Annotated in this window: 24 protein-coding genes; 8 read left to right on the top strand and 16 right to left on the bottom strand. The window is 66.7% G+C overall.

The annotated features are described in order from the left end of the window. Positions 1-2: 2 nt before the first annotated feature. The 4 genes from dprA to CXY77_RS04680 all read right to left on the bottom strand — a co-directional run bounded on the left by dprA (position 3) and on the right by CXY77_RS04680 (position 4,466). A complete protein-coding gene (gene dprA, locus CXY77_RS04665) occupies positions 3-1,337 on the bottom strand; it encodes a DNA-processing protein DprA (protein ID WP_092341182.1) in 1,335 nt (444 codons plus the stop codon). Beyond that, entirely contained in the window at positions 1,334-2,869 is a 1,536-nt protein-coding gene (locus CXY77_RS04670; RefSeq protein ID WP_092341183.1) for a YifB family Mg chelatase-like AAA ATPase, read from the bottom strand. Before CXY77_RS04670 ends, dprA begins: the two co-directional genes overlap by 4 nt. Next, positions 2,869-3,225, bottom strand: a complete 357-nt coding sequence (locus tag CXY77_RS04675; RefSeq protein ID WP_092341184.1) for a YraN family protein — start codon at positions 3,223-3,225, stop codon at positions 2,869-2,871. The genes CXY77_RS04670 and CXY77_RS04675 overlap by 1 nt, the downstream gene beginning before the upstream one ends. Before the next feature lie 101 nt (positions 3,226-3,326). Next, a complete protein-coding gene (locus CXY77_RS04680; RefSeq protein WP_104088236.1) occupies positions 3,327-4,466 on the bottom strand; it encodes an alcohol dehydrogenase catalytic domain-containing protein in 1,140 nt (379 codons plus the stop codon). A 39-nt stretch (positions 4,467-4,505) separates the two neighbouring features. Between CXY77_RS04680 and CXY77_RS04685 the strand changes: the two genes are divergently transcribed. Further along, positions 4,506-4,949, top strand: coding sequence for a nitroreductase family deazaflavin-dependent oxidoreductase (locus CXY77_RS04685; RefSeq protein ID WP_092341186.1), 444 nt, complete (start codon positions 4,506-4,508; stop codon positions 4,947-4,949). A gap of 38 nt (positions 4,950-4,987) precedes the next feature. Here the strand turns inward: CXY77_RS04685 and CXY77_RS04690 are convergent, their stop codons facing one another. The 9 genes from CXY77_RS04690 to nirD form a co-directional block, all read right to left on the bottom strand. Beyond that, positions 4,988-6,460, bottom strand: coding sequence for a glyceraldehyde-3-phosphate dehydrogenase (locus tag CXY77_RS04690; protein ID WP_092341187.1), 1,473 nt, complete (start codon positions 6,458-6,460; stop codon positions 4,988-4,990). 62 nt (positions 6,461-6,522) lie between these two features. After that, complete coding sequence (locus tag CXY77_RS04695; protein WP_022886464.1) at positions 6,523-6,846, bottom strand: DUF2469 family protein; 324 nt, start codon at positions 6,844-6,846, stop codon at positions 6,523-6,525. Positions 6,847-6,858: 12 nt separating this feature from the next. After that, on the bottom strand, positions 6,859-7,503 hold the full coding sequence (locus CXY77_RS04700; protein WP_104088238.1) for a ribonuclease HII: 645 nt from the start codon (positions 7,501-7,503) through the stop codon (positions 6,859-6,861). Then, positions 7,503-8,285: a signal peptidase I gene (lepB, locus tag CXY77_RS04705; RefSeq protein ID WP_092341189.1), complete on the bottom strand. Its 783-nt coding sequence runs from the start codon at positions 8,283-8,285 to the stop codon at positions 7,503-7,505. Before lepB ends, CXY77_RS04700 begins: the two co-directional genes overlap by 1 nt. Positions 8,286-8,365: 80 nt before the next feature. Continuing rightward, positions 8,366-8,707, bottom strand: coding sequence for a 50S ribosomal protein L19 (gene rplS, locus CXY77_RS04710; RefSeq protein WP_092341190.1), 342 nt, complete (start codon positions 8,705-8,707; stop codon positions 8,366-8,368). Between the two features lie 174 nt (positions 8,708-8,881). Beyond that, a complete protein-coding gene (locus tag CXY77_RS04715) occupies positions 8,882-9,418 on the bottom strand; it encodes an MFS transporter (RefSeq protein WP_140425482.1) in 537 nt (178 codons plus the stop codon). A 66-nt stretch (positions 9,419-9,484) separates the two neighbouring features. Beyond that, on the bottom strand, positions 9,485-10,222 hold the full coding sequence (trmD, locus tag CXY77_RS04720) for a tRNA (guanosine(37)-N1)-methyltransferase TrmD (protein ID WP_104088240.1): 738 nt from the start codon (positions 10,220-10,222) through the stop codon (positions 9,485-9,487). Between the two features lie 9 nt (positions 10,223-10,231). Beyond that, complete coding sequence (locus CXY77_RS04725; RefSeq protein WP_104088242.1) at positions 10,232-11,029, bottom strand: sirohydrochlorin chelatase; 798 nt, start codon at positions 11,027-11,029, stop codon at positions 10,232-10,234. After that, positions 11,026-11,412 carry a nitrite reductase small subunit NirD gene (gene nirD / locus CXY77_RS04730; protein WP_092341194.1) on the bottom strand — a complete coding sequence of 129 codons (387 nt, stop codon included), beginning with the start codon at positions 11,410-11,412 and terminating at the stop codon, positions 11,026-11,028. The genes CXY77_RS04725 and nirD overlap by 4 nt, the downstream gene beginning before the upstream one ends. A 290-nt stretch (positions 11,413-11,702) precedes the next feature. Between nirD and nirB the strand changes: the two genes are divergently transcribed. Genes nirB through CXY77_RS04745 form a run of 3 tightly spaced genes read left to right on the top strand, consistent with a single transcriptional unit; the run spans position 11,703 to position 16,382 of the window. Beyond that, the gene (nirB, locus tag CXY77_RS04735; RefSeq protein WP_092341195.1) at positions 11,703-14,342 is read left to right on the top strand and encodes a nitrite reductase large subunit NirB; all 2,640 of its coding nucleotides are present in this window, start codon (positions 11,703-11,705) and stop codon (positions 14,340-14,342) included. 4 nt (positions 14,343-14,346) lie between these two features. After that, on the top strand, positions 14,347-15,186 hold the full coding sequence (gene cobA, locus CXY77_RS04740; protein WP_104088243.1) for a uroporphyrinogen-III C-methyltransferase: 840 nt from the start codon (positions 14,347-14,349) through the stop codon (positions 15,184-15,186). After that, on the top strand, positions 15,186-16,382 hold the full coding sequence (locus tag CXY77_RS04745; RefSeq protein ID WP_092341197.1) for a uroporphyrinogen-III synthase: 1,197 nt from the start codon (positions 15,186-15,188) through the stop codon (positions 16,380-16,382). The genes cobA and CXY77_RS04745 overlap by 1 nt, the downstream gene beginning before the upstream one ends. A 75-nt stretch (positions 16,383-16,457) precedes the next feature. On the opposite strand, the gene rimM is transcribed toward CXY77_RS04745, so the two are convergent. The 3 genes from rimM to rpsP are packed head-to-tail and all read right to left on the bottom strand — an operon-like array spanning position 16,458 to position 17,751. Then, positions 16,458-17,087, bottom strand: a complete 630-nt coding sequence (gene rimM / locus CXY77_RS04750; protein WP_233197231.1) for a ribosome maturation factor RimM — start codon at positions 17,085-17,087, stop codon at positions 16,458-16,460. 19 nt (positions 17,088-17,106) lie between these two features. Further along, positions 17,107-17,343, bottom strand: coding sequence for an RNA-binding protein (locus CXY77_RS04755; RefSeq protein WP_092108900.1), 237 nt, complete (start codon positions 17,341-17,343; stop codon positions 17,107-17,109). 3 nt (positions 17,344-17,346) lie between these two features. Next, on the bottom strand, positions 17,347-17,751 hold the full coding sequence (gene rpsP, locus CXY77_RS04760) for a 30S ribosomal protein S16 (RefSeq protein WP_092341199.1): 405 nt from the start codon (positions 17,749-17,751) through the stop codon (positions 17,347-17,349). Between the two features lie 201 nt (positions 17,752-17,952). On the opposite strand from rpsP, the gene CXY77_RS04765 reads away from it, so the two are divergent. The 4 genes from CXY77_RS04765 to CXY77_RS04780 are packed head-to-tail and all read left to right on the top strand — an operon-like array spanning position 17,953 to position 20,127. Then, positions 17,953-19,089, top strand: coding sequence for a glutamate--cysteine ligase (locus CXY77_RS04765; RefSeq protein WP_092341200.1), 1,137 nt, complete (start codon positions 17,953-17,955; stop codon positions 19,087-19,089). A gap of 4 nt (positions 19,090-19,093) precedes the next feature. Further along, complete coding sequence (locus tag CXY77_RS04770; protein ID WP_199181886.1) at positions 19,094-19,495, top strand: DUF2256 and DUF3253 domain-containing protein; 402 nt, start codon at positions 19,094-19,096, stop codon at positions 19,493-19,495. Positions 19,496-19,546: 51 nt separating this feature from the next. Beyond that, positions 19,547-19,813 carry an NmrA family NAD(P)-binding protein gene (locus tag CXY77_RS04775; protein WP_092341202.1) on the top strand — a complete coding sequence of 89 codons (267 nt, stop codon included), beginning with the start codon at positions 19,547-19,549 and terminating at the stop codon, positions 19,811-19,813. After that, complete coding sequence (locus tag CXY77_RS04780) at positions 19,810-20,127, top strand: hypothetical protein (protein WP_104088246.1); 318 nt, start codon at positions 19,810-19,812, stop codon at positions 20,125-20,127. The genes CXY77_RS04775 and CXY77_RS04780 overlap by 4 nt, the downstream gene beginning before the upstream one ends. The last annotated feature ends 87 nt before the right edge of the window (positions 20,128-20,214 follow it).

A 20,214-nucleotide genomic window follows, 5' to 3' on the forward strand; every position in this document is an offset into this window, starting at 1 on the left:
CCCTAGGCCCGCCGCACCCAGCCGGCCTCCCGCTCCTGGGCAGCCCCGTCGAGATCGAGCCCGCCGAGGGCACCGCGCACTGCCGCGCTTGACAGCCCGGCCCGACGGGACAGGTCGGCGACCGTGCGCGGCGAGCGTCCGCTCAGGGCATCGAACACGCGGATCTGGTCGCTCGTGCGCGGTATCGGACCCGGCCCGGCATCGGTGACAGCAAAGTCGAGGGGCACCTGGATCGACCGCTCCCCGACGAGCTCGGCCATCTCGGTCGGGCTGGTCACGCAGACCGCGGCGAATTCGCGAATGAGACGGTGGCAGCCGGCCGAGGTGGGGCTCGTGATGGGACCCGGTACGGCGCCGAGCGGCCGACCCAGCGCGGAGGCGTGTCCGGCCGTGTTGAGGGAGCCCGACCGCCAGCCCGCCTCCAGTACGACCGTCGCCGCGCTCGCTGCGGCGATCAACCGGTTTCTCTGCAGAAAGCGCCACTTCGTGGGTGCGGCGCCGCAGGGCAGCTCGGAGATCACCGCCCCGGAGGCGACGATTCGGGTGAGCAGGGAGTCGTGGCCACTCGGGTAGAACCGGTCGACTCCCCCAGCCAGAAAGGCCACGGTCACGCCGTCGCTGGCCAGTGCGGCCCGGTGGGCCATCCCATCGATGCCATAGGCGGCACCGGAGACGACCGCGAATCCGCGGTCGACCAACCCGGCCGAGGCTTCCATGGCGATGTGCTCGCCATAGCCGGTGGCCGCCCGCGCCCCGACCAGCGCGATCGAGTTAGGCAGCGCGGCGAGGGCACCGGGTACGCCGCGCCACCACAACGCGAGCGGCGCATGCTGTTCGAGGTCGCCGAGCGAAGACGGCCACAGGGCATCCGTGGCCAGCAGCAACCGTGCATCGACGCGGGCCGCTTGCTGCAGCGAGCGGATGACGTCACCCGAGTTGAGCCGCGGCCGCCAGCGCTGCAGTCCCGCGTCGAGAGCCAGCTCCAGCTCGGCGCTGGTGTGAGCATCCGCTTCGGTGGGATCGGCGCTGGGACCGGCCGCAAAGACGAGATCGGGCCCGTCCGGGTCTTCGCCGAGCGCGTCTCGCACGAGCGCGCCGATGCGCACCGGGCTCCACGACTCGAGAATGGCGGTCAGGGCCACGCTCGCGCCAAGGCTCGCCACGAGCAAGCCCGCCGTACCGTCACCGGGTTCGGCAATGCCCGACCAGGCCGCGCGGGCGAAGACCTCGCCGGCCGCGGCGGAGTCAGCGTTGTCGCCAGCGTCAACCGGCATTCCACGGCGTACGCCGGCAGTGAGCTGACTCACCCGGGTTTCGTCGAGCCCGAACAGCGTCATGATGTCATTCCTTTGCGTAGGTAGAGGGCTTGGCCGACCTGGTCAGGGCCGGGAATGGTAAGACCGTCGTAGTCGGCCAGGGTCCACGCGATTCGCAGCACCCGGTCGTAGCCGCGCATGGTGATTCCGCCACGTTCAAGCGCGCGGTCGAGGCCGGCGGTGGTGCTCGGGGCCAGGCGCACCGCCGCGCCGCGCAGCCAGGGGCCCGGAACTTGGGAGTTCAGACTCCAGGCGGTGCTGCGAAGCCGCTCGGCCGCGGCAGCCCGCGCGGTGACCACCCGCTCTCGGGCGATGACACTCGTCATCCGCAGGGTGCCCGCGGCGAGGCGCAGCTGGGCGGCGGTGATTCGTTTGACGTTGAGTTGAATGTCGATGCGGTCAAGCAACGGCCCGGAGATGCGGGCGAGGTAGCGGCGGCGGGCGTTCGGCGGGCAGGTGCAGCTCAGATCGCCAGCGCCATACTGCCCGCACGGGCACGGGTTGGCCGCCATGACCAGTTGAAACCGGGCGGGAAAGTGCGCGACGGCATTGGCCCGGTGAATGCTGATCCAGCCGGATTCCAGCGGCTGACGCAGGGCGTCAAGCACCGGTGAGGCGAATTCGGGAGCCTCGTCGAGGAACAGAACGCCGTGCGAGGCCTGCGACGCGGCCCCCGGCCGAATCTGCCCGTTGCCACCGCCCACCATGGCGGCGGCTGTCGCGGTGTGATGTGGTGCTTCCCACGGCGGCCGAGTAATCAGGGTGTCGCCCAGTCCGAGGCCGCTGAGCGAGCGCAGCGAGCTGACCTCGAGCGAGCTCGCCGGGTCGAGGTCAGGCAACAGCCCGGGCAGGCGGGCCGCAAGCATTGTCTTTCCGGCTCCGGGCGGGCCGAGCAGAAACACGTGATGACCGCCGGCGGCGGCAATCTGCAGGGCCAAAATGGCGTCGTCGTTGCCGATCACGTCGGCCAGGTCGGGCTCGGCAACCAGATCGGTCGGCACTGTTGCGGCCAGAATCGGCTCAACCGGTATCGGGGGCAGTTGGGCGCCGTGAAAGATCGCCGCATCGCGCAGCGACGTGACACCGATCACCCGAACGTCGGGCACGAGTCGGGCCTCGGCCTCGTTGCCGATCGGCACCATCACAGTGGTGTGACCGAGGCGGGCGGCCGTCATCACCCCGGGAAGAATGCCCGGCGTCGGCCGCAGCCGACCATCGAGGGCGAGTTCGCCGAAATGCACGACCTTACCGACCGATTCGCCCGAAACGGTGCTGTCAGCCGCCAGGCAAGCCAACGCGATCGCGAGGTCGAAGCCGGCGCCGTGCTTGGGCAACGCGGCCGGCGACAGATTGATGGTGAGACGGTGAACGGTGAGGGGGCATCCGCTGTTGGCCGCCGCGGCGCGCACCCGCTGAGTCGCCTGCGCCAGGGCGGCATCGGGCAGACCGATCAAAATCATGCCCGGTAGTTGCGCGGAGATGTCGGCCTCGACCTCGACGAGTGCTCCGGTCAGGCCGAGCATCGCGACGGCGTGGGTGCGGGCGATTCCCATCAGAACACACCCTCGAGGTGTTCGATGACCGGTTCACGGCCCCTCGGCGCGATCACAGCGATGACGTCGAGCCGAATCTGGCGCGGCCAGCGCTCGGCCGCCGCGCACCAGGCGGCTGCGAGTCGGCGCATCCGGGCCAGCTTTTTCACGGTGACCGCCTCAAACGGATGCCCGAAGCGCAGGCTACTGCGCGTCTTCACCTCGACGAAGACGACTGCCGCGCCGCGCTGTACGACGAGGTCGATCTCTCCCTCCGCACACCGCCAGTTGCGGGTGAGGATGGTGTAGCCGGCACCCTGAAGAAAAAGCGCGGCCTGCTCTTCGCCGAGTTTGCCGAGTTCGTCCTTGCGCGCCACGAGTGCCTCCGAACACCAGAGTGCGCGCTCACGCGTGGCCGAGGGTGGGCCGCCGCCACATTCGTGGACAGTCGCGCGGCCCGGCCCCTGTGGAGGAGAGGCTATTCGTCGTGCATGACGAACAGGCGGCGCACGACGTCGCCGGCAACGAGCGCGTCGAGGCTCTCGTTGAGGTCAGTGAGCGGTCGGGTGTCGGTGTGCAGCAGTTCGACCGGCAGTTTGCCGTCCCGCCACAGCTGCAGGTAGGCCGGGACGTCGCGGCTGGGCACGGAGTCGCCCATGTACGAGCCGAGCAGCCGGCGGCCTAGCCCGGCGAACTGCAACGCCGGGGTGGTGATGGTCTGCTCGGGGTGCGGCAGGCCCACCGAGACGAGCGCGCCGCCCCGGGTGAGCAGGGCGAGGCTCGCCTCCATCACCCGGGCGCTGCCGACGGCCTCGATCGCGAGGTCGACGCCGTCGCCCGCGTATTCACGCACCAGTTCGGCGGCCTGTTGGGGCGAGCCGGCATGGTCGGCGCCGCAGCGGATGGCCAGCGCCTGCTTTTCGGGCAGCGGATCGATCGCGATGACGGTGGTGCCGTCGACCTGGGCGGCGGCCATGACAGCCATCAGGCCGACCGCGCCGAGTCCGAACACGATCACGGACTGGCCGGACGTGAGGGCGCCGGTATTGAGCACGGCGCCGATGCCGGTGAGGGCCGCGCAGCCGAACATGGCGGCGATGTCGAACGGAACATCCTGGTCGATCGGCACGACCGATTCGCGGGCGACGACCGCGTACTGCGAGAACGCCGAGACCCCCAGGTGGTGGTTGACGCGTTCGCCCTCGCCGCCGATCAGCACGGCCGGTCCGTGCAACAGGTCGCCGGATCCGTTGGCCTCGGCGCCGCGGTGGCACAGCGCCGGGCGCCCAGCCAGGCAGGCCCGACAGTCACCGCAGCTCGGCACGAAGACCAGCACGACCCGGTCGCCGATGGCCAGATCGTCGACGCCGTCGCCGAGTGCCGTCACTGTGCCGGCGGCCTCGTGGCCGAGCGCCATCGGCAGCGGGCGTAGGCGCGACCCATCGATGACCGAAAGGTCGGAGTGGCACAGGCTGGCGCGTTCGATGCGCACAAGCACCTCGCCGGTCCGCGGCGTCGGCACCGGAATCCGTTCGAGCGTCAGCGGTCGGCTCTGTGCATAGGGGCGCGAGGTGCCGGCTTCGCGAAGAATCGTACTGAGCATCGTTGCTGGAGTCATTGTTCCAACCTAACGCCCGACGCGACGTACGCTGGGCTTATGACTGTGGGCAACCGGCTGACCGATCTGGGCATGCGCGCGATGAACGGCGTACACCGGATGCTGCTTTTCGTCTCCGGCGGACGCCTCGGCTGGACTATCGGTACCATGGCCGCCGTCGAGCTGCACACGATCGGCCGCACAAGCGGGCAGCGTCGGTCGACGATGCTGACAGCACCGGTGCACGAGGGCGGAAGGTATGTGCTCGTGGCGTCCAAGGGCGGCGACGACCGGCATCCGTTCTGGTACAGCAATCTCGTGGCCCAGCCCAATGTAGAGCTCACCATTCGCGGAGTGACGCGGCCGTTTCGGGCGCGCACCGCGACATCCACCGAGAAAGCCGAGCTGTGGCCGCGCATCGTCGCCGCCTACGCCGGTTATCGGAAGTACCAGACGAAAACCGACCGCGACATCCCCGTGGTCATCTGCGACCCCCGCCCCTAAAATACGGACGGGGCCTGGGCCCCGTCCGACTCAGAGCACTAGGCGACCGGCTCGAGCGCCTCGACCAGGATGGGCGGGAAGATCGGCGCGTGCACGCCGGACATCTCCTCGAGCACCCGAATCACCTGGCAGCTGTAGCCGTATTCGTTGTCGTACCAGACGTAGAGCACGGCCTTCTGGTCGGTGACGATGGTGGCCAGGCCATCGACGATGCCAGCGCGACGCGAGCCGAGGAAGTCGCTCGAGACCACCTCGGGCGAGTCGATGAAGTCGATCTGGCGGTGCAGCGAGGAGTGCAAGGACATCGTGCGCAAGTAGGTGTTGAGCTCCTCCTTGTCGGTCGCGCTGGCCAGGTTCAGGTTGAGGATAGCCATCGACACGTCGGGCGTGGGAACGCGGATCGCGTTGCCGGTGAGCTTACCGGCCAGCTCCGGCAGGGCCTTGGCCACGGCCTTGGCGGCACCGGTCTCGGTGATCACCATGTTGAGCGCGGCTGAACGGCCCCGACGGTCACCGGAGTGGAAGTTGTCGATGAGGTTCTGGTCATTCGTGAACGAGTGCACGGTTTCGACGTGGCCGTCGATGATTCCGTAGCGATCGTTGACGGCCTTCAGGACCGGGGTGATCGCGTTCGTGGTGCAGGACGCCGCGGTGATGATGCGGTCGGTCGGCAGAATGTCCCCGTGGTTGATGCCGTGCACGATGTTCTTGAGCGCGCCCTTGCCCGGCGCGGTGAGCAGCACCCGGGCAACGCCGGGGCATTTCAGGTGCTGGGAGAGGCCCTCCTCGTCGCGCCACTTGCCGGTGTTGTCGACGACGATGGCATCGTGGATGCCGTACTGCGTGTAGTCGACGCTGGCCGGGTCGCCGGAGTAGATCACCTGGATGAGTGTGCCATTGGCGAGGATGGTGTTGTTCTCCTCGTCGATGGTGATCGTGCCCTCGAACGGGCCGTGCACCGAGTCGCGGCGCAGCAGGCTGGCCCGCTTGACCAGGTCGTTGGCCGAACCGCGGCGCACGACGATCGCGCGCAGGCGCAGGCCCTGCCCGCCGCCGGCGTGTTCGATCAGGATGCGCGCGAGCAGGCGCCCGATACGGCCGAAACCGTAGAGCACAACGTCGGTGCTGGTGCGACCGTCGAGTCCGTGCTGGCCGACGACGTCGGCGAGTTCAGCGCGGAGGTACTCTTCCAGGGTGACGCGGCCGTTTTGCTCGCGAAAACCGAGCGCGAGGCGCGCGAGGTCGATCGACGCAGCCCCCAGATTGAGGCCATCGATGGCCTGCAAAATGGGGAGGGTCTCTTCGAGCGGAAGCTCGACATCCGCTATGTGACGGGCGAAGCGGTGTGCTTTGAGCAGGCCGACGACCGATTTGTTGACCAGACCGCGTCCGTAGACGCTCGTCACCACGGTGTTGTCCCGGTAGAGGCGCCCGATCAGAGGAATCATCGCCTCGGCGAGAGCCTCGCGGTTGCTCCACAGAGCACGGGCACGATCAGCGTCCTGGATCACAGGGTTGCCTTCCTAAACCTTCGTCGGTCCTGTCCGGCCACCCGAGGCCCCGGAGTCATTCCTCACTCGTCGAGCGCAAGTTCCTTGGGAAGTTCGAAGTCTTTCGACGCGAGCTCTTCCACGTTGACGTCCTTGAAGGTCAGCACGCGCACCGATTTCACGAATCGATCGGAGCGGTAGACGTCCCAGACCCAGACGTCCTTCATGGTCAGTTCGAAGTAGAAATCGTGTTCCGTGTCACGGCGCACCAGTTCGACCTCGTTCGCGAGGTAGAAGCGTCGTTCGGTTTCGACGACGTACTGGAACTGACCAACGACGTCTCGATATTCCCGGTACAGGGCCAACTCGACCTCGCGGTCGTAGTCCTCGAATTCGTCTTCTTCCATGGTGATCTCATCTTACGCTGAGATTTTGAGCCACGATTTTCGGTGTAGAGGGCTCGGCCCGAGCAGGTCGATCGCGCTCATGTGCGCCGAGCTGCCGTAGCCCTTGTTCGACGCCCAGCCGTAGCCGGGAGCGCCATCGTGTGCGGCGATCATCAGGCGGTCGCGGTGCACCTTCGCAATAACGGATGCCGCCGCCACCGACCCGCAATCCCGGTCAGCTTTGATGCGGGTCACGACGCTCAACGGGGTGGCCAGGGCCTTGTTCAGCCAGTCGTCGCTGCCATCGAGCAGCACGATGCTGCCGGCCACATCGACACCCTGCAGGTATAGATCGGACAGGGCACGCTTACCGGCCAGCCCGAGGCAGGCGATGATGCCGAGTTCATCGACCTCGGCGGCCGAGGCGAGCCCGACGGCCGAGTGCGTCGCCCACTGCGAGGCGAGGGGGGCGAGAAGTTCCCGGCGCGGTTCGCTGAGCATCTTGGAATCGCGTAGTCCCACCGGCATGGCCAGAACGGATGCGTTCACCGCGGCAAATCCTACGGCCACTGGCCCGGCGAGAGCGCCGCGGCCCACCTCGTCACAGCCGATCACGAAGCTGGCGCCGGTGCGCAGCAGGTCGAACTCCACCTCGAGGGTGGGGTCGGACACGGCCACTACTCGGAGCCTTTGCCGGCTTGTTCCACCTCGCGGAACACATCGGGGTAGTCATCCAGCCAGGCCCAGCGGGCCAGCGGCCAGCTCACGACGAGGGCACGACCGACCACGTTTTCGATGGGGACGTAGCCCTTGCCGGCGGTGTCACCGTTGTAGCGGGAGTCCTTGGAGTTGTAGCGGTTGTCGCCCATCATCCAGAGCGAGTCCGCCGGGATGGTGACGTCGAAGTCGTCCTTGGACACCGTGGTCTCGCCGGCCGGCAGCAGCACGTAGGCCGACTCGTCGAGGGGAACATCGTTGACGCTCATCTGGCCGAGGGCGTTACAGCACACGACGTGGTCGCCGGGCAGCCCGATGACGCGTTTGATGAGGTGATCATTGCTGTCGGGAGCTGAGAGTCCAACGACCGAGAGCAGCCAGTCGGCGCCGGCCACGATCGGGTTTTGCACCACGTCCGCCTGGGGCAGCAACCATCCGCCCGGATCCTTGAACACGATGACGTCGCCGCGAGTGATCGGAATCAGCTCCGGTTCGAGCTGGTTCACGATGATGCGGTCGTTGATCTGCAAGGTGTTCTCCATCGACCCGGAGGGGATATAGAACGACCGGATCAGGAAGGTCTTGATCAGGAAGGAGATGAGCAGTGCGACCACGAAAATGATCAGGAGGTCGCGGATGAACAGTAAGACGCTGCGATTCTTGCTGGACGCCTTCTTACTGCGAGACTTCTTCGACCCTGTCACCCGATGATCGGACCTGGAGGCGAGCACTTCATCTGTCATTTAACCGCCTGAGCTCCCCATCAGTTTAGGTGATGGGGAGCTCAGTGAAGAATCCGGTTGGATCTTAGTAGGCGCGAGAGTTAGCGCTTTTCCTTGATCTTGGCCTTCTTGCCACGCAGGTCGCGCAGGTAGTACAGCTTCGCGCGACGAACATCGCCGCGGGTCACGATCTCGATGTGGTCGATGACCGGGGAGTGCACCGGGAAGGTACGCTCGACGCCGATCTGAAAGCTGACCTTGCGAACGCAGAACGTTTCGCGCACGCCTTCGCCGGAGCGGCCGATGACGACTCCCTGGAAGACCTGGATACGAGAGCGGGTTCCCTCAATGATGTTGACGTGAACCTTGACGGTGTCGCCGGCACGGAAGTCAGGAAGATCTGTCTTCAGCGATGGGGCGTCTACCGCGTCGAGAATATGCATGTTGTTTCGCTCTCTGTACCCGCCACAGGTCGACTACGCTAGGTGCTTCATTCGAAGCAATCAGTATGAGGATGTGCGCCGCACAAAGCAGGCTCCCCTGTGGCAGAGTCCTGCAGCGGCACAATCGCCTATTCTGCCATGAACTGGCGCGCACTGCAAAGCGGGGCGGGCAGGTTAGGGCCGGTCGCGCTTTTCTTCGATAATGATGGTCTCGGGGGTGCCGGGTCGTCCGAAGGGTGCGCCGCGGCCGGGCAGTGGATGCTGCGGCCCGGCCGGTGAAGGCCGGCCCGGCGCAGACTGCCCGCGCGCCTGCTGTTCCACCAGGTCGACCATGGCGCGCATGCGACGCCGGGCAGCGGCGAACAGCTCCCAGACGGCGAACCAGAACACGGCCAGCCCGCCGATGATGACGAGCACACTGAGCCAGCCGGCGGCATCCGTTGAAAAGGGAATTGCGATGATGAGCAGGTGCCAGAGTGCAAGCACGCCGACATCGGCATAGGAGACCGCCCGGGTTTCGCGGACCTCTTTGCGCGCGTAGATGACGAGTGCCACCAGCAGTAGCCCGAGGCCGATCAGAACGGCTCCGAAGAAGATGCCCAGGACCGCCCAGGCACCGGAGCCAAATATGGCGGAACCGACGAGAAGCCAGAGCGGCAGGGCTCCGGCGGCAATAAATTGCCAGTGGTAGAAGGCACGGCGGATGATCACGACCCCGAGTTTATCGACGGGGACTGACACTAACCTTGGCGTTCGCTGGAGGCAGAAGGTTGTGCTCTAGATTGTGCGCGGCAATAGATCGGGGCGCACCCGTTCGGTGCGTTCGATCTGCTGCTGGCGCCGCCAGGTGCTGATGGCGCCGTGGTTGCCGCTGAGCAACACCGGCGGCACTTCGAGGCCGCGCCAGCTGGCCGGCTTGGTGTAACTCGGGTATTCGAGCAGGCCGTCTTCGTGGGATTCCTCGACGAGGCTCGCGGGATTGCCGACGACACCGGGAATGAGCCTGCCGATCGCTTCGATCATGGCCATGACGGCGACCTCTCCCCCGTTGAGCACGTAGTCGCCGAGGCTGACCAGGCGCACCCGGCCGCGCTGTGAGTAGTGGTCGACCACACGCTGGTCGATGCCCTCGTAGCGGCCGCAGCCGAAGACGAGGTGCTGCTCGAGGGACAGCTCGCGGGCCATCGCCTGGGTGAACTGGTCGCCCGCCGGTGAGGGAAAGATGAGGATGGGGCCGCCCTCGGCCTGTGCAGCGGGCGCAGCAGCGGGCGCAGCAGCGGGCGCATCGGAACCGAGAATGGCATCCAGGGCCGCGCCCCACGGCTCCGCCTTCATGACCATTCCGGCACCGCCGCCGTAGGGGGTGTCATCGACCGAGTGGTGCCGGTCAATGGTGGAGTCGCGCAGATTGTGCACGCCCAGATCAATCAGTCCGCTCTGCCGGGCCTTGCCGAGCAGAGACAGATCGAGCACATCGAAGAATTCGGGAAAAATGGTGACAATATCGATGCGCATGGTCAAATTCTAGAAGAGTCCGGCGCTCTCTTTCGCCTCGAGGTACCGGTCGAGGACCAGATCAACCAACGGAGCGGGGGCGGATTCCCCCGGCAGGAGCAGCGGAGCGGTGACCAGGTCGGCGCCGACGCTCTGGGCGCGGGTCAGGTCGAAGAAGAATCCGGGAGCCACGAGATAGGTGCTGACGGTGACGTTGGCGCCCCGGAGCCGGGCCCCGGTGACGGCGCAGGCCAGTCGCGGCGTTGCGGCCGAGAGAAAGCCTACGGTGACGCGCACGCCGAGGCGCTGTTCCAGCAGGGCGCCGACCGTGCGGCAGTCGTGCACTGCGCGTGCATCGCTCGAGCCGGCGGCGGCGAGCACGATCTCCTGGCCGCGTACCCGCCTGTCGAACCCGTCGGCCAGAAGGCGCTGCACCAGCACGTCGATGAGTCGGTCGTCCGGGCCGAGCGCGCGCGATACCGTCGTCACGCGGTCGTGCTCGCGGGTTTCACGCTGGAGGTCGACGTGGACGTGGTACCCGGCCGAGAGCAGCAGGGGCACCACGACAGCGGCGCAGTCCGGGCGTACCGCGCCAAGGCTCGCCGCGACATCCGGTTGCTGCACATCAACGAAACCCCCGGTCACAGCCAGATCGGGGCGGGCGAGGGAGACGGCTGAGACGAGAGCGGCGATGGCCGCCTGGCCGTCAGGCGAGTTGGTGCCGTGCGAGATGGCGACGAGCGCGGCGGGCAGCGGCGTGCTGATCGCAGCGCGGCGCCCGAAGGTGCTGCGCCGTTCAGTGTCGCGCCGTTCCCCAAGCAGGGTCATGCCGCAGCGAGTAGTTCAGTCTCGACCGCGACCTCGATATAGCCGCCGACAATGCGGGTCTCGTAGGTGTTCAGCACGAGGGTCGGGTTGGTGAAGCATTCGCCGGTACCGAGGTCGTAGACCTCTTTGTGCAGCGGTGAAGCGATGGTGGGGCGGTCTCCCTTGGACCCGACGATGCCGCGGGCCATGACGTTGGCCTCGGTGTGCGGGTCGCGGTGGTCGACGGCGTAGATCTCGGTGGGCGAGAGCAGAAATAAGGCGATCTGCTTCATGCGGATCAGTGCGGCTTCGCCCCAGCTGGGTTCCAGATCGGTCACGGCGCAGGCGCGCTCCCAGACCACTGTGGGGCGGGTCATGGTCGTTGTCATGTCGGTCATCGTCATGGTGCGCTCCCAGGGGGTTTCTATCGGGGGTTGTCGCGTTTGTGCGTTGGTACCACGGTAGGCGAGCCATATTTCGGCCAGTCGCCCCCTATGTTTCCCCCGAGTGAAACCCGCCTCACAGCGGGAACGCCGCACTGTGGGGCTTTCGACCAGTACGGGACACACGTGCGACACGAGGGTGAAACTGCCCCGAACTACGCTCATGATCGCCCCGCTTTGAAAGGATGCTGATGCCAGCTTCTCGTGAAACCGCCTCCGCGTATTCTGCCCCAGACCCTGCGGTTCCCGCTATGGATTTGACGCACGCCGTCACATCGACGACCCCAGCGGATGCCGCCAGCGCCGATCCAGACGCCCCGCGCCGCGTCATCGTTATCGGCGGCGGCCCGGCCGCGCACCGCCTCACCGACGCGCTGCACTCCCGCGACACCGAGCACGCCCTCTCGATCACCGTGCTGGCCGAAGAAAACCACCGACCCTACGACCGGGTCGCGCTGAGCCAGCGCCTGGCCGGCCTGATCGACCTCACCCTCGAGCCCACGGCCCCGTGGAACAGCGAACGCATCGCGCTGCGCATCAACGAACGGGCCACAAGCATCGACCGGCTCGCCCGCACGGTCACGACGTCGACCGGCGCGGTGCTGCAGTACGACGACCTCGTGCTCGCCACCGGTTCCAGTGCCCCCGTACCGGAGCTGCCCGGCCGCGAACATATTCGGGTGTACCGCACCCTCGACGACGTCGACGCCCTCGTCGACGAACTCGCCGCTCTAACCGCCTCACTCGGCCGCACCCCCAAGGTCGTCGTGGCCGGCGGCGGTCTGCTCGGCCTCGAAGCGGCCGGCGGACTGCACAAGCTCGGCGCCGAATCGGCCATCGTGCACTCCGGCGGCTGGCTCATGTCCGCCCAGCTCGACGAGGGCGGCGGACAGTCGCTCGGCCGGCTCATCGTTGCCCAGGGCATCGAACTGCACCTCGGCACCCGCGCCCGCACCATCCTCACCAACGACGACAACACCGCCGTGACCGGCCTGCAGCTCGGCAACGGCCGCGACATCGCCGCCGACATGGTCGTCTACGCGATCGGCATCTCGCCTCGCGACGAACTGGCCCGCGATGCCGGGCTCACCGTGGGCACCCGCGGCGGCGTCACGATCGGCAACGACTGCCGCACCAGCGACCCGAGCATCTGGGCGATCGGCGAGGTCGCCAGCTGGAACGATCGCTGCGTGGGCCTCGTCGCCCCGGCCAACGCCATGGCCGAGGTCGTCGCCGACCGTCTGCTCGGCGGCATCGCCGAGTTCACGACCGTCGACGATGCCACCAAGCTCAAGCTGTCCGGCGTCGACGTCGCGAGCTTCGGCGACGCCCTCGCGACGACGCCCGGCTCGCTGGAAATCGTCTACGCCGACCCGGCCCGTGGGCTGTACCAAAAGCTTGTCATGACCGACGACGCCAAAACCCTGCTCGGCGGCATCTTCGTCGGTGACGCCACGCCCTACTCGGCACTCCGCCCGATGGTGGGCCGACAGCTCAGCAGCGAGCCCGCCGCCTACCTCTCAGCCGCGGGCGCCGAGGCCCCGGCTGGCGACGAACTGCCCGACGACGCCCTGGTCTGCTCCTGCAACATGGTCTCGGCCGGCGCGGTGCGAAATGCCGTTCGCGGCGACGACCACACCGATGCCTGTACCGAGCTCGGCGCGCTCAAAGTCTGCACCCGGGCCGGCACCCAGTGCGGTTCGTGCGTGCCGCTGGTCAAGAAGATCCTTGAGGCCGAGCTGACGGCATCCGGTCAAACGGTCTCGCACGCCCTGTGCGAGCACTTCGAGCTGAGCCGCCAAGAGTTGTTCGAATCGGTGCGGGTGCTGGGGCTCACGTCGAGCGACGAGATCTTCTCCCGCTTCGGCACCGGTCGTGGCTGTGATGTCTGCAAGCCAGCCGTCGGCTCCATCCTGGCCAGCCAGAACACCTCCTACATTCTTGATGCCGGCCGCGGCACCCTGCAGGACACCAACGACCGCGCCATGGCCAACATGCAGAAGGACGGCACCTACTCGGTGGTCCCCCGCATTCCGGGTGGCGAGATCACCCCGACCAAACTGGCCGTGATCGCCCAGGTCGCGCTCGACTTCGACCTGTATACCAAGATCACCGGCGGACAGCGCATCGACCTGTTCGGCGCCCGGCTGGAACAGCTGCCCGACATCTGGCGCATTTTGGTGGACGCTGGCTTCGAGTCGGGGCAGGCCTACGGCAAAGCGCTGCGCAACGTGAAGTCCTGCGTCGGCTCCACCTGGTGCCGGTTCGGCGTGCAGGATGCCGTCGGCCTCGCGATTCGGCTCGAATTGCGCTATCGCGGCCTGCGCGCGCCGCACAAGTTCAAGTTCGGGGTGTCGGGCTGCGCCCGCGAGTGCGCCGAAGCCCGGGCCAAGGACGTCGGCATTATCGCGAGCGACAACGGCTGGAACATGTACGTCGGCGGCAATGGCGGTTTTCAGCCGGCGCACGGGCAGCTGCTCGCGACCGACCTCGACGAAGAAACCCTGATCAAGTACATCGACCGCTACATGATGTACTACATTCGCACGGCCGATCGGATGCAGCGCACCGCCCGCTGGATGGAGGACCTCGAGGGAGGCCTCGAGCACGTGCGCGACGTCGTCATCAACGACTCGCTTGGACTGGCCGAGGAGCTCGAGCAGGCCATGCTCGCCCACGTCGACAACTACGAAGACGAGTGGGCGGCGACGCTCGCCGACCCGGAACGACTGCGCCGGTTTCGTTCCTTCGTGAACGCTCCGGCCGAACCCGACCCGAGCATCGCGCTCGTTACGGAGCGTGACCAAATAAGGCCGGCGACTCCGGCCGAACGGGCCTCGTCGAGTACTGTTCTCCTAAGTGGAAGCCGCATTCCCGTTCGAAAAGAGTAGGCAGATGACAGCCCAGAGTTCCCGTACGGCTGGGTCAGTCAGCTCCAGTTCAGTAGCCGCCGGCCCAGTGACCACCGGTCCCGTCACCCTGGTGGGTGGCGGCCCCGGTGCCGCTGAACTGCTGACCGTGGCCGCGGTGACCGCCCTCGCGCAAGCGGATGTCGTGTTGTTCGACCGCCTCGCGCCGAGCGACGACCTCGCCTCCCTCGCACCCCAGGCGACGCTCATCGACGTCGGCAAACGCGCCGGCAGCCACCCGGTCTCGCAGACCGGAATCGAAGAACTCATGGTCGAGCATGCCCTCGCCGGCAAACGCGTCGTGCGGCTCAAGGGCGGCGACCCCTATGTCTTCGGTCGCGGGAGTGAAGAAGTGCTCGCCTGCCACCGCAATGGCATCGCCGTCACCGTCATCTCCGGCGTCACGAGTGCGCTTGCGGTGCCGGCCGCGGCCGGAATCCCGCTGACCCACCGCGGCATCAGCCACGCCTTCACCGTGATCAGCGGCCACGCACCACTCACCGACAACGAACTCGAAGGACTCACCCTGCTCGGCAGCACCATCGTGGTACTCATGGGCGTCGGCACCCTGCCGACCCTCAGTCAGGGGCTGCTCCGACGCGGCATGTCGGCCGAGATGCCCGTGGCCATTATTGAACGCGGGTTCAGCGCCACCCAGCGCACCACCGTGAGCACACTGTCGGCGGTGCTGGCCGATGCCGCTGCCGCCAGCGTGCGCAGCCCCGCCGTGCTGGTCGTCGGCGAGGTCGTACGCCTCGCCTACAGCGGCGACGCCGCCGCCGAGGACCTCGTGGCCCGAGCGGCCGAGTTTGCGGGCACCGACTGATGACGGAAACGAACGATGTACCCGCACCCGATCTGTACGTGCACCACGTGCGCCTGCCGGGTGCCGTCGAGCCGATCGAGGTCGCGGCACCGTTTCTGCAGCCGAACCAGCTCGTGGGGTTTCGCATCGGAGTGACGAGCGATCGGCGTTCCAGCGACCTGATCGACGCCTTTGAGCGGCGCGGTGCGCGCGTTGTGCACGCGCCGACCCTGCGCATCGCGCACTCGCAGCAGGACGGCCCGCTGCTCGATGACACCCGCACCATGATCGCCGCGCGGCCCGATATTCTGCTCGCGACCACCGGTTACGGAGTGCGCCGCTGGTTCGAGGTGGCCGAGGCCGATGGTCTCGGCTCCGACCTGACCGACGCCCTGGCCGAGACGACCATCCTGGTGCGCGGGCCGAAAGCGCGTGGGGGCATTCGGGCGACCGGGCTGGGTGACTCCGGGATGAGCGATTCGGAGACGACGGCCTCGCTCGTTGACAAGGTTCTGGCCGAGTACCCGCCCGGGCTCACGATCGGAATCCAGGTGCACGGAGCCACGGACGAACAGCAGCTCGACCGGCTGCGCGCGGTGCACGAGCGCGTGCTCGTCGTCGCGCCGTACCGGTGGATCGCCGTCGACGACACCGACGAGCGGGTGTACAAGCTGGTCGAGGCAATCTGTGCCCGCCAGCTGGACTGCGTCACGTTTACGAGTGCGCCGGCCGTGCACGCGCTGTTCACCGCGGCGGAAGGCATGGAGGTCTACCCCGAGCTACTCAAGGCGCTGCAGACTCAGGTCTGCGCGGCAGCGGTCGGCCCGGTGACCAGTGCCCCGCTGATCGCCGCGGGGATCGCACCCATTCAGCCGACCCGTTTTCGCATGGGCGCGCTGATTCGGCTGGTCTGCGAACACCTCGAGCAGAACATGATCGAGCGGGTCGAGACCCAGAACGGGCTCGTGCAGCTGCGCGGTTCGCTCGTGCAGGTCGGCGAGGAACGTGTGCAGCTGCCGCCGACGGCCCTCGCCATTCTGCGGGCGCTCATGCGGGCACGCGGGGCGGTCGTCTCCCGTGAGGACCTCACGCTGGCCCTGTCCGGCGACTCCGACGACCATGCCATGGAGGTCTCGCTCAGCCGGCTGCGGCAGACGCTCGGCATTCCCGGGCTGGTCGCGACGGTGGTCAAGCGCGGCTACCGCCTCAACGTCTAGCCCTCGGCGCACAGATGCCGGGCTGTTCCCGTGTGAAACACATCGGTACAGTCCGGCAGGGGTGCGGTCTGAGTCTTAGTCTGTCTTAAGAGCGGATGCCGCGGCATCCGTGTCAGAGTCAGTTTCGAGAGTGGGCTCAGCGTCAGCCGGGTCCTCGGGCAACTCTTCGAGCAGCCCGGGCGGCGGCGTGATCGTGACTACGCCGTTTTTCACGTCGACGCTCGGCACGATGGCCTTCACGAACGGGATCATGACGTCGCCGGTGGGCGTTTTCACGATCAACAAGTCTTGCGCGGGCATGTGCTCGAGGCGACCGATGGTACCGATGCGCACACCGTCACGCATGACGGCGAGGCCGACCAGCTGGTGGTCGTACCAGGCGTCTTCTTCATCCGACTGCTCGGCGACGTCCGCGTCGATCCAGAGGATCGCCTTCGCGAGCGTTTCCGCCGCGCTGCGATCGACGACATCCTTGAAAAAACCGACCGCGTGCTGGTTATACCAGCGGAGCTCGACGAGTTCGATCGTCTTGCCGTGCCAGGCCGAACCGGTCGGAACCTGCAGGGTGAACACGGCGCCCGGGACGAAACGTCGTCCCGGGTCATCCGTGAACAGTTCGAGCTTGATTGCTCCCTTGAGCCCGTGAGCCTTGGTCAGGCGCCCCACCCGTAACTGCTGGGTGCGGTCCTTCTCGCTGTCGTCCACAGTTGCATCGTTCACTGAACTAGAAATCGGTGTCGACGACGTCGACGCGAACGCGGCGACCATCGGCCAGAGCTGCAACGAGGGTGCGCAGGGCCTTGGCGGTGCGACCCGCACGACCAATGACCCGGCCGAGATCCTCGGGGTTCACACGAACCTCGAGCACCTCGCCTCTTGCAGAATTCTTTTCTGCAACGTGCACATCGTCCGGGTGATCAACGATCCCCTTGACAAGGTGTTCGAGCGCGGGAGCAAGCAACAGTTACGCCTCTTCGGTTGCTTCTGCAGCGACCTCGGGGGCCTTGGCGACCGGCTTCTCAGCCTTGGGCTTGAGAACCGGCTTCTTCTTCTCGTCAGCGACGAAAGCAGCCTTCGGTTCCTTCACCTTGACGGTGCTCTTGGCGTTCTTGTCGCCCTTGAAGATGCCCCAGTCGCCCGTGAGCTTGAGGAGTGCAGCAACCTGCTCGGTCGGCTGAGCGCCGACGCTGAGCCAGTACTGCGCACGCTCGGACTTAACCTCGATGACAGAGGGCTCCTCCGTGGGGTGGTAGATGCCGATTTCTTCGATGACACGACCGTCGCGCTTGGTGCGCGCGTCGGCAACGACAATGCGGTAGTACGGTGCACGGATCTTGCCCATGCGCTTTAGACGGATTTTGACAGCCACAATTCTCCAGTGTTAATTCGTTGTTTGGCGAACCTTGGGCCGTGAGCGTGGGGGCACACTCGGCATAAGCTCTATAGGATCACGTTGCACCGAGATAGAGGGTCGGGCACAACGGATCGCGACTAATCATTGTGTCAGAGATTGCTGTCATTGTGATAATCGAACCTCAACGGCCGTCACCGGTCCACCCAAGGAGCACCCGTGCCACTCGACTTCGCCCGATCCGCCCGCTCGACCGTGGGCATCGAGTGGGAGGTCGCCCTCGTCGACCGCGAGACCGGCGATCTGGCAAATATCGCCGACCAGGTGCTCGACGCCCTGCGCGGTCCCGACGGTTCGGTCCACCCCACGATCACCGGTGAGCTGCTGCTCAACACGGTCGAGCTGGTGTCCGGCGTGCACGACACCGTCGGCCACGCGGTAGCGGATGTCGCCGGCCAGCTCGGTGAGGTACGTCGCGTTCTGGAAGGTCGTGAGGTGGACGTGATCTGTAGCGGCTCGCATCCGTTTGCGCAGTGGTTTGACCAGACCATCACCGACAAGGCTCGCTATCACAAGCTCATCGACCGCACGCAGTGGTGGGGGCGCAACATGATGATCTGGGGCATTCACGTGCACGTCGGCATCGAGAACAAGGCCAAAGTGATTCCGATCATGAACGGCCTGCTCACCTATGTGCCGCACCTGCAGGCGCTCAGCGCATCGAGCCCGTTCTGGGCCGGCGTCGACACCGGCTACGCGAGCAATCGCTCGCTCATGTTCCAGCAGCTTCCAACCGCCGGCCTGCCGTGGGACCTGCCCGACTGGGACGCCTGGGAGCGTTACGTCGACGACATGGCGGTGACCGGCATCATCGAGGACGTCACCGAGGTGCGCTGGGATATTCGCCCGTCACCGCGCTGGGGCACGATCGAGGTGCGCGTCTGCGATGGAGTCTCCACCGCCGTGGAACTCGCCGCGATCGCCGCGTTCATCCAGTGCCTGGTCGAGTGGATGTCCACCCGCCTCGACCAAGGCGAAGACGTACCGCGCATGCAGCCGTGGTTCGTGCGTGAGAACAAGTGGCGGGCGGCCCGCTATGGGCTGGGCGCCGAGATCATCCTCGATGCAATGGGCGCCGAATGCCTGGTAACGGATGACGTGCGTCGCCTCATCGAGACGCTCTCCCCCACCGCGGAGCGCCTCGGCTGCCTGCCGGAGCTGCTCGGCCTCCACCGCATCATCGACGACGGCGGCAGCTACCAGCGGCAGCTCGCCGTGGCTGCCACCCACGGCGGCAGCCTGCCCGCGGTCGTTGCGGCGCTCAGCCACGAGCTGGCCGAGGGGCTGGGCCGCTAGAATGATGCACCATCGACGGGCCGATTCGACCCCTGCGGATCGCGTCCCGGAGAAGACCTGCGCGTCGTGTGGACGCCGGATCGAGTGGCGCGTGAAGTGGGCGCGCGACTGGGATTCGGTGAAATACTGCTCGGACTCATGCCGTAACCGCGGGGTCACCGCGATCGATCTGCGGTTGGAAGAATCGATCACGACCCTGCTCACTGCCCGGGCACAGACCGCCACGATCTGTCCGTCCGACGCGGCGAAGGCTGTCGGCAATGAGGAATGGCGCGATCTCATCGAACCGGCCAGGCGAGCCGCCCGCCGCATGGTCTCCCGCGGTGAACTGCAGATCACCCAAGGCGGCGCCGTGGTCGACCCGTCGACAGCGAAAGGCCCGATTCGGCTACGGCGGGTGCGCTAGCGATCACGACGGATAAAATTTGGGTAGGGAAGCAATACGAGAGGTTTTTGAATGGCGAACGATCCAATCCTGGTCGTACCGCATGCCGCCATCGAAACCTGGCTTCGCACATCTGGGGTCGCGTGGACGTTCGTTCGCGCCTCGTTCTTCCACCAGAGCCTCTCCACCACCCACCTGACCGACATCCGTGATCGCGACGAGATCATGGTTCCGGCCGGGCGGGGCGCGACCGCATTCGTCGATGTGGAAGACATCGGCGCGATCGCCGCGGCTGCCCTGCTCGACCATCGTCCCACGCCGACACCGCCTACACGGTGACGGGGAGTGAAGCCCTCACCTACCAGCAGGTTGCCCAGATCTTGACGGACGAACTCGGCCGCCCCATTCGCTATGCACGGCCCGGCATCATGCGATACCTCCAACACGCACGCCGCACCCTCGGCATGCCGTGGGGAATGGTTTTGGTCACTGCCGCGATCTACACCACCGCCCGCCTCGGCATGGCGGGCGAGCTGACCGACACGGTGCGCGGGGTCCTTGGCCGGGAGCCCATTCGCTTCGCCGAATTCGCCCACCGCGAGCGCGCGGTCTGGAATCCCGCACAGACGACAGCCGCCCTGCCCACCACCTGACAATCCCGACTCTGGCCCTCGTTTCGTCGCCGAATATCCCGGAACCGCACGCAGAGTTTGCTGATTCACCCGCTGCGGCTGGGAAAA

Origin of the sequence: Cryobacterium sp. N21, assembly GCF_002929575.1 — a bacterium.
Classification (GTDB): domain Bacteria; phylum Actinomycetota; class Actinomycetes; order Actinomycetales; family Microbacteriaceae; genus Cryobacterium; species Cryobacterium flavum.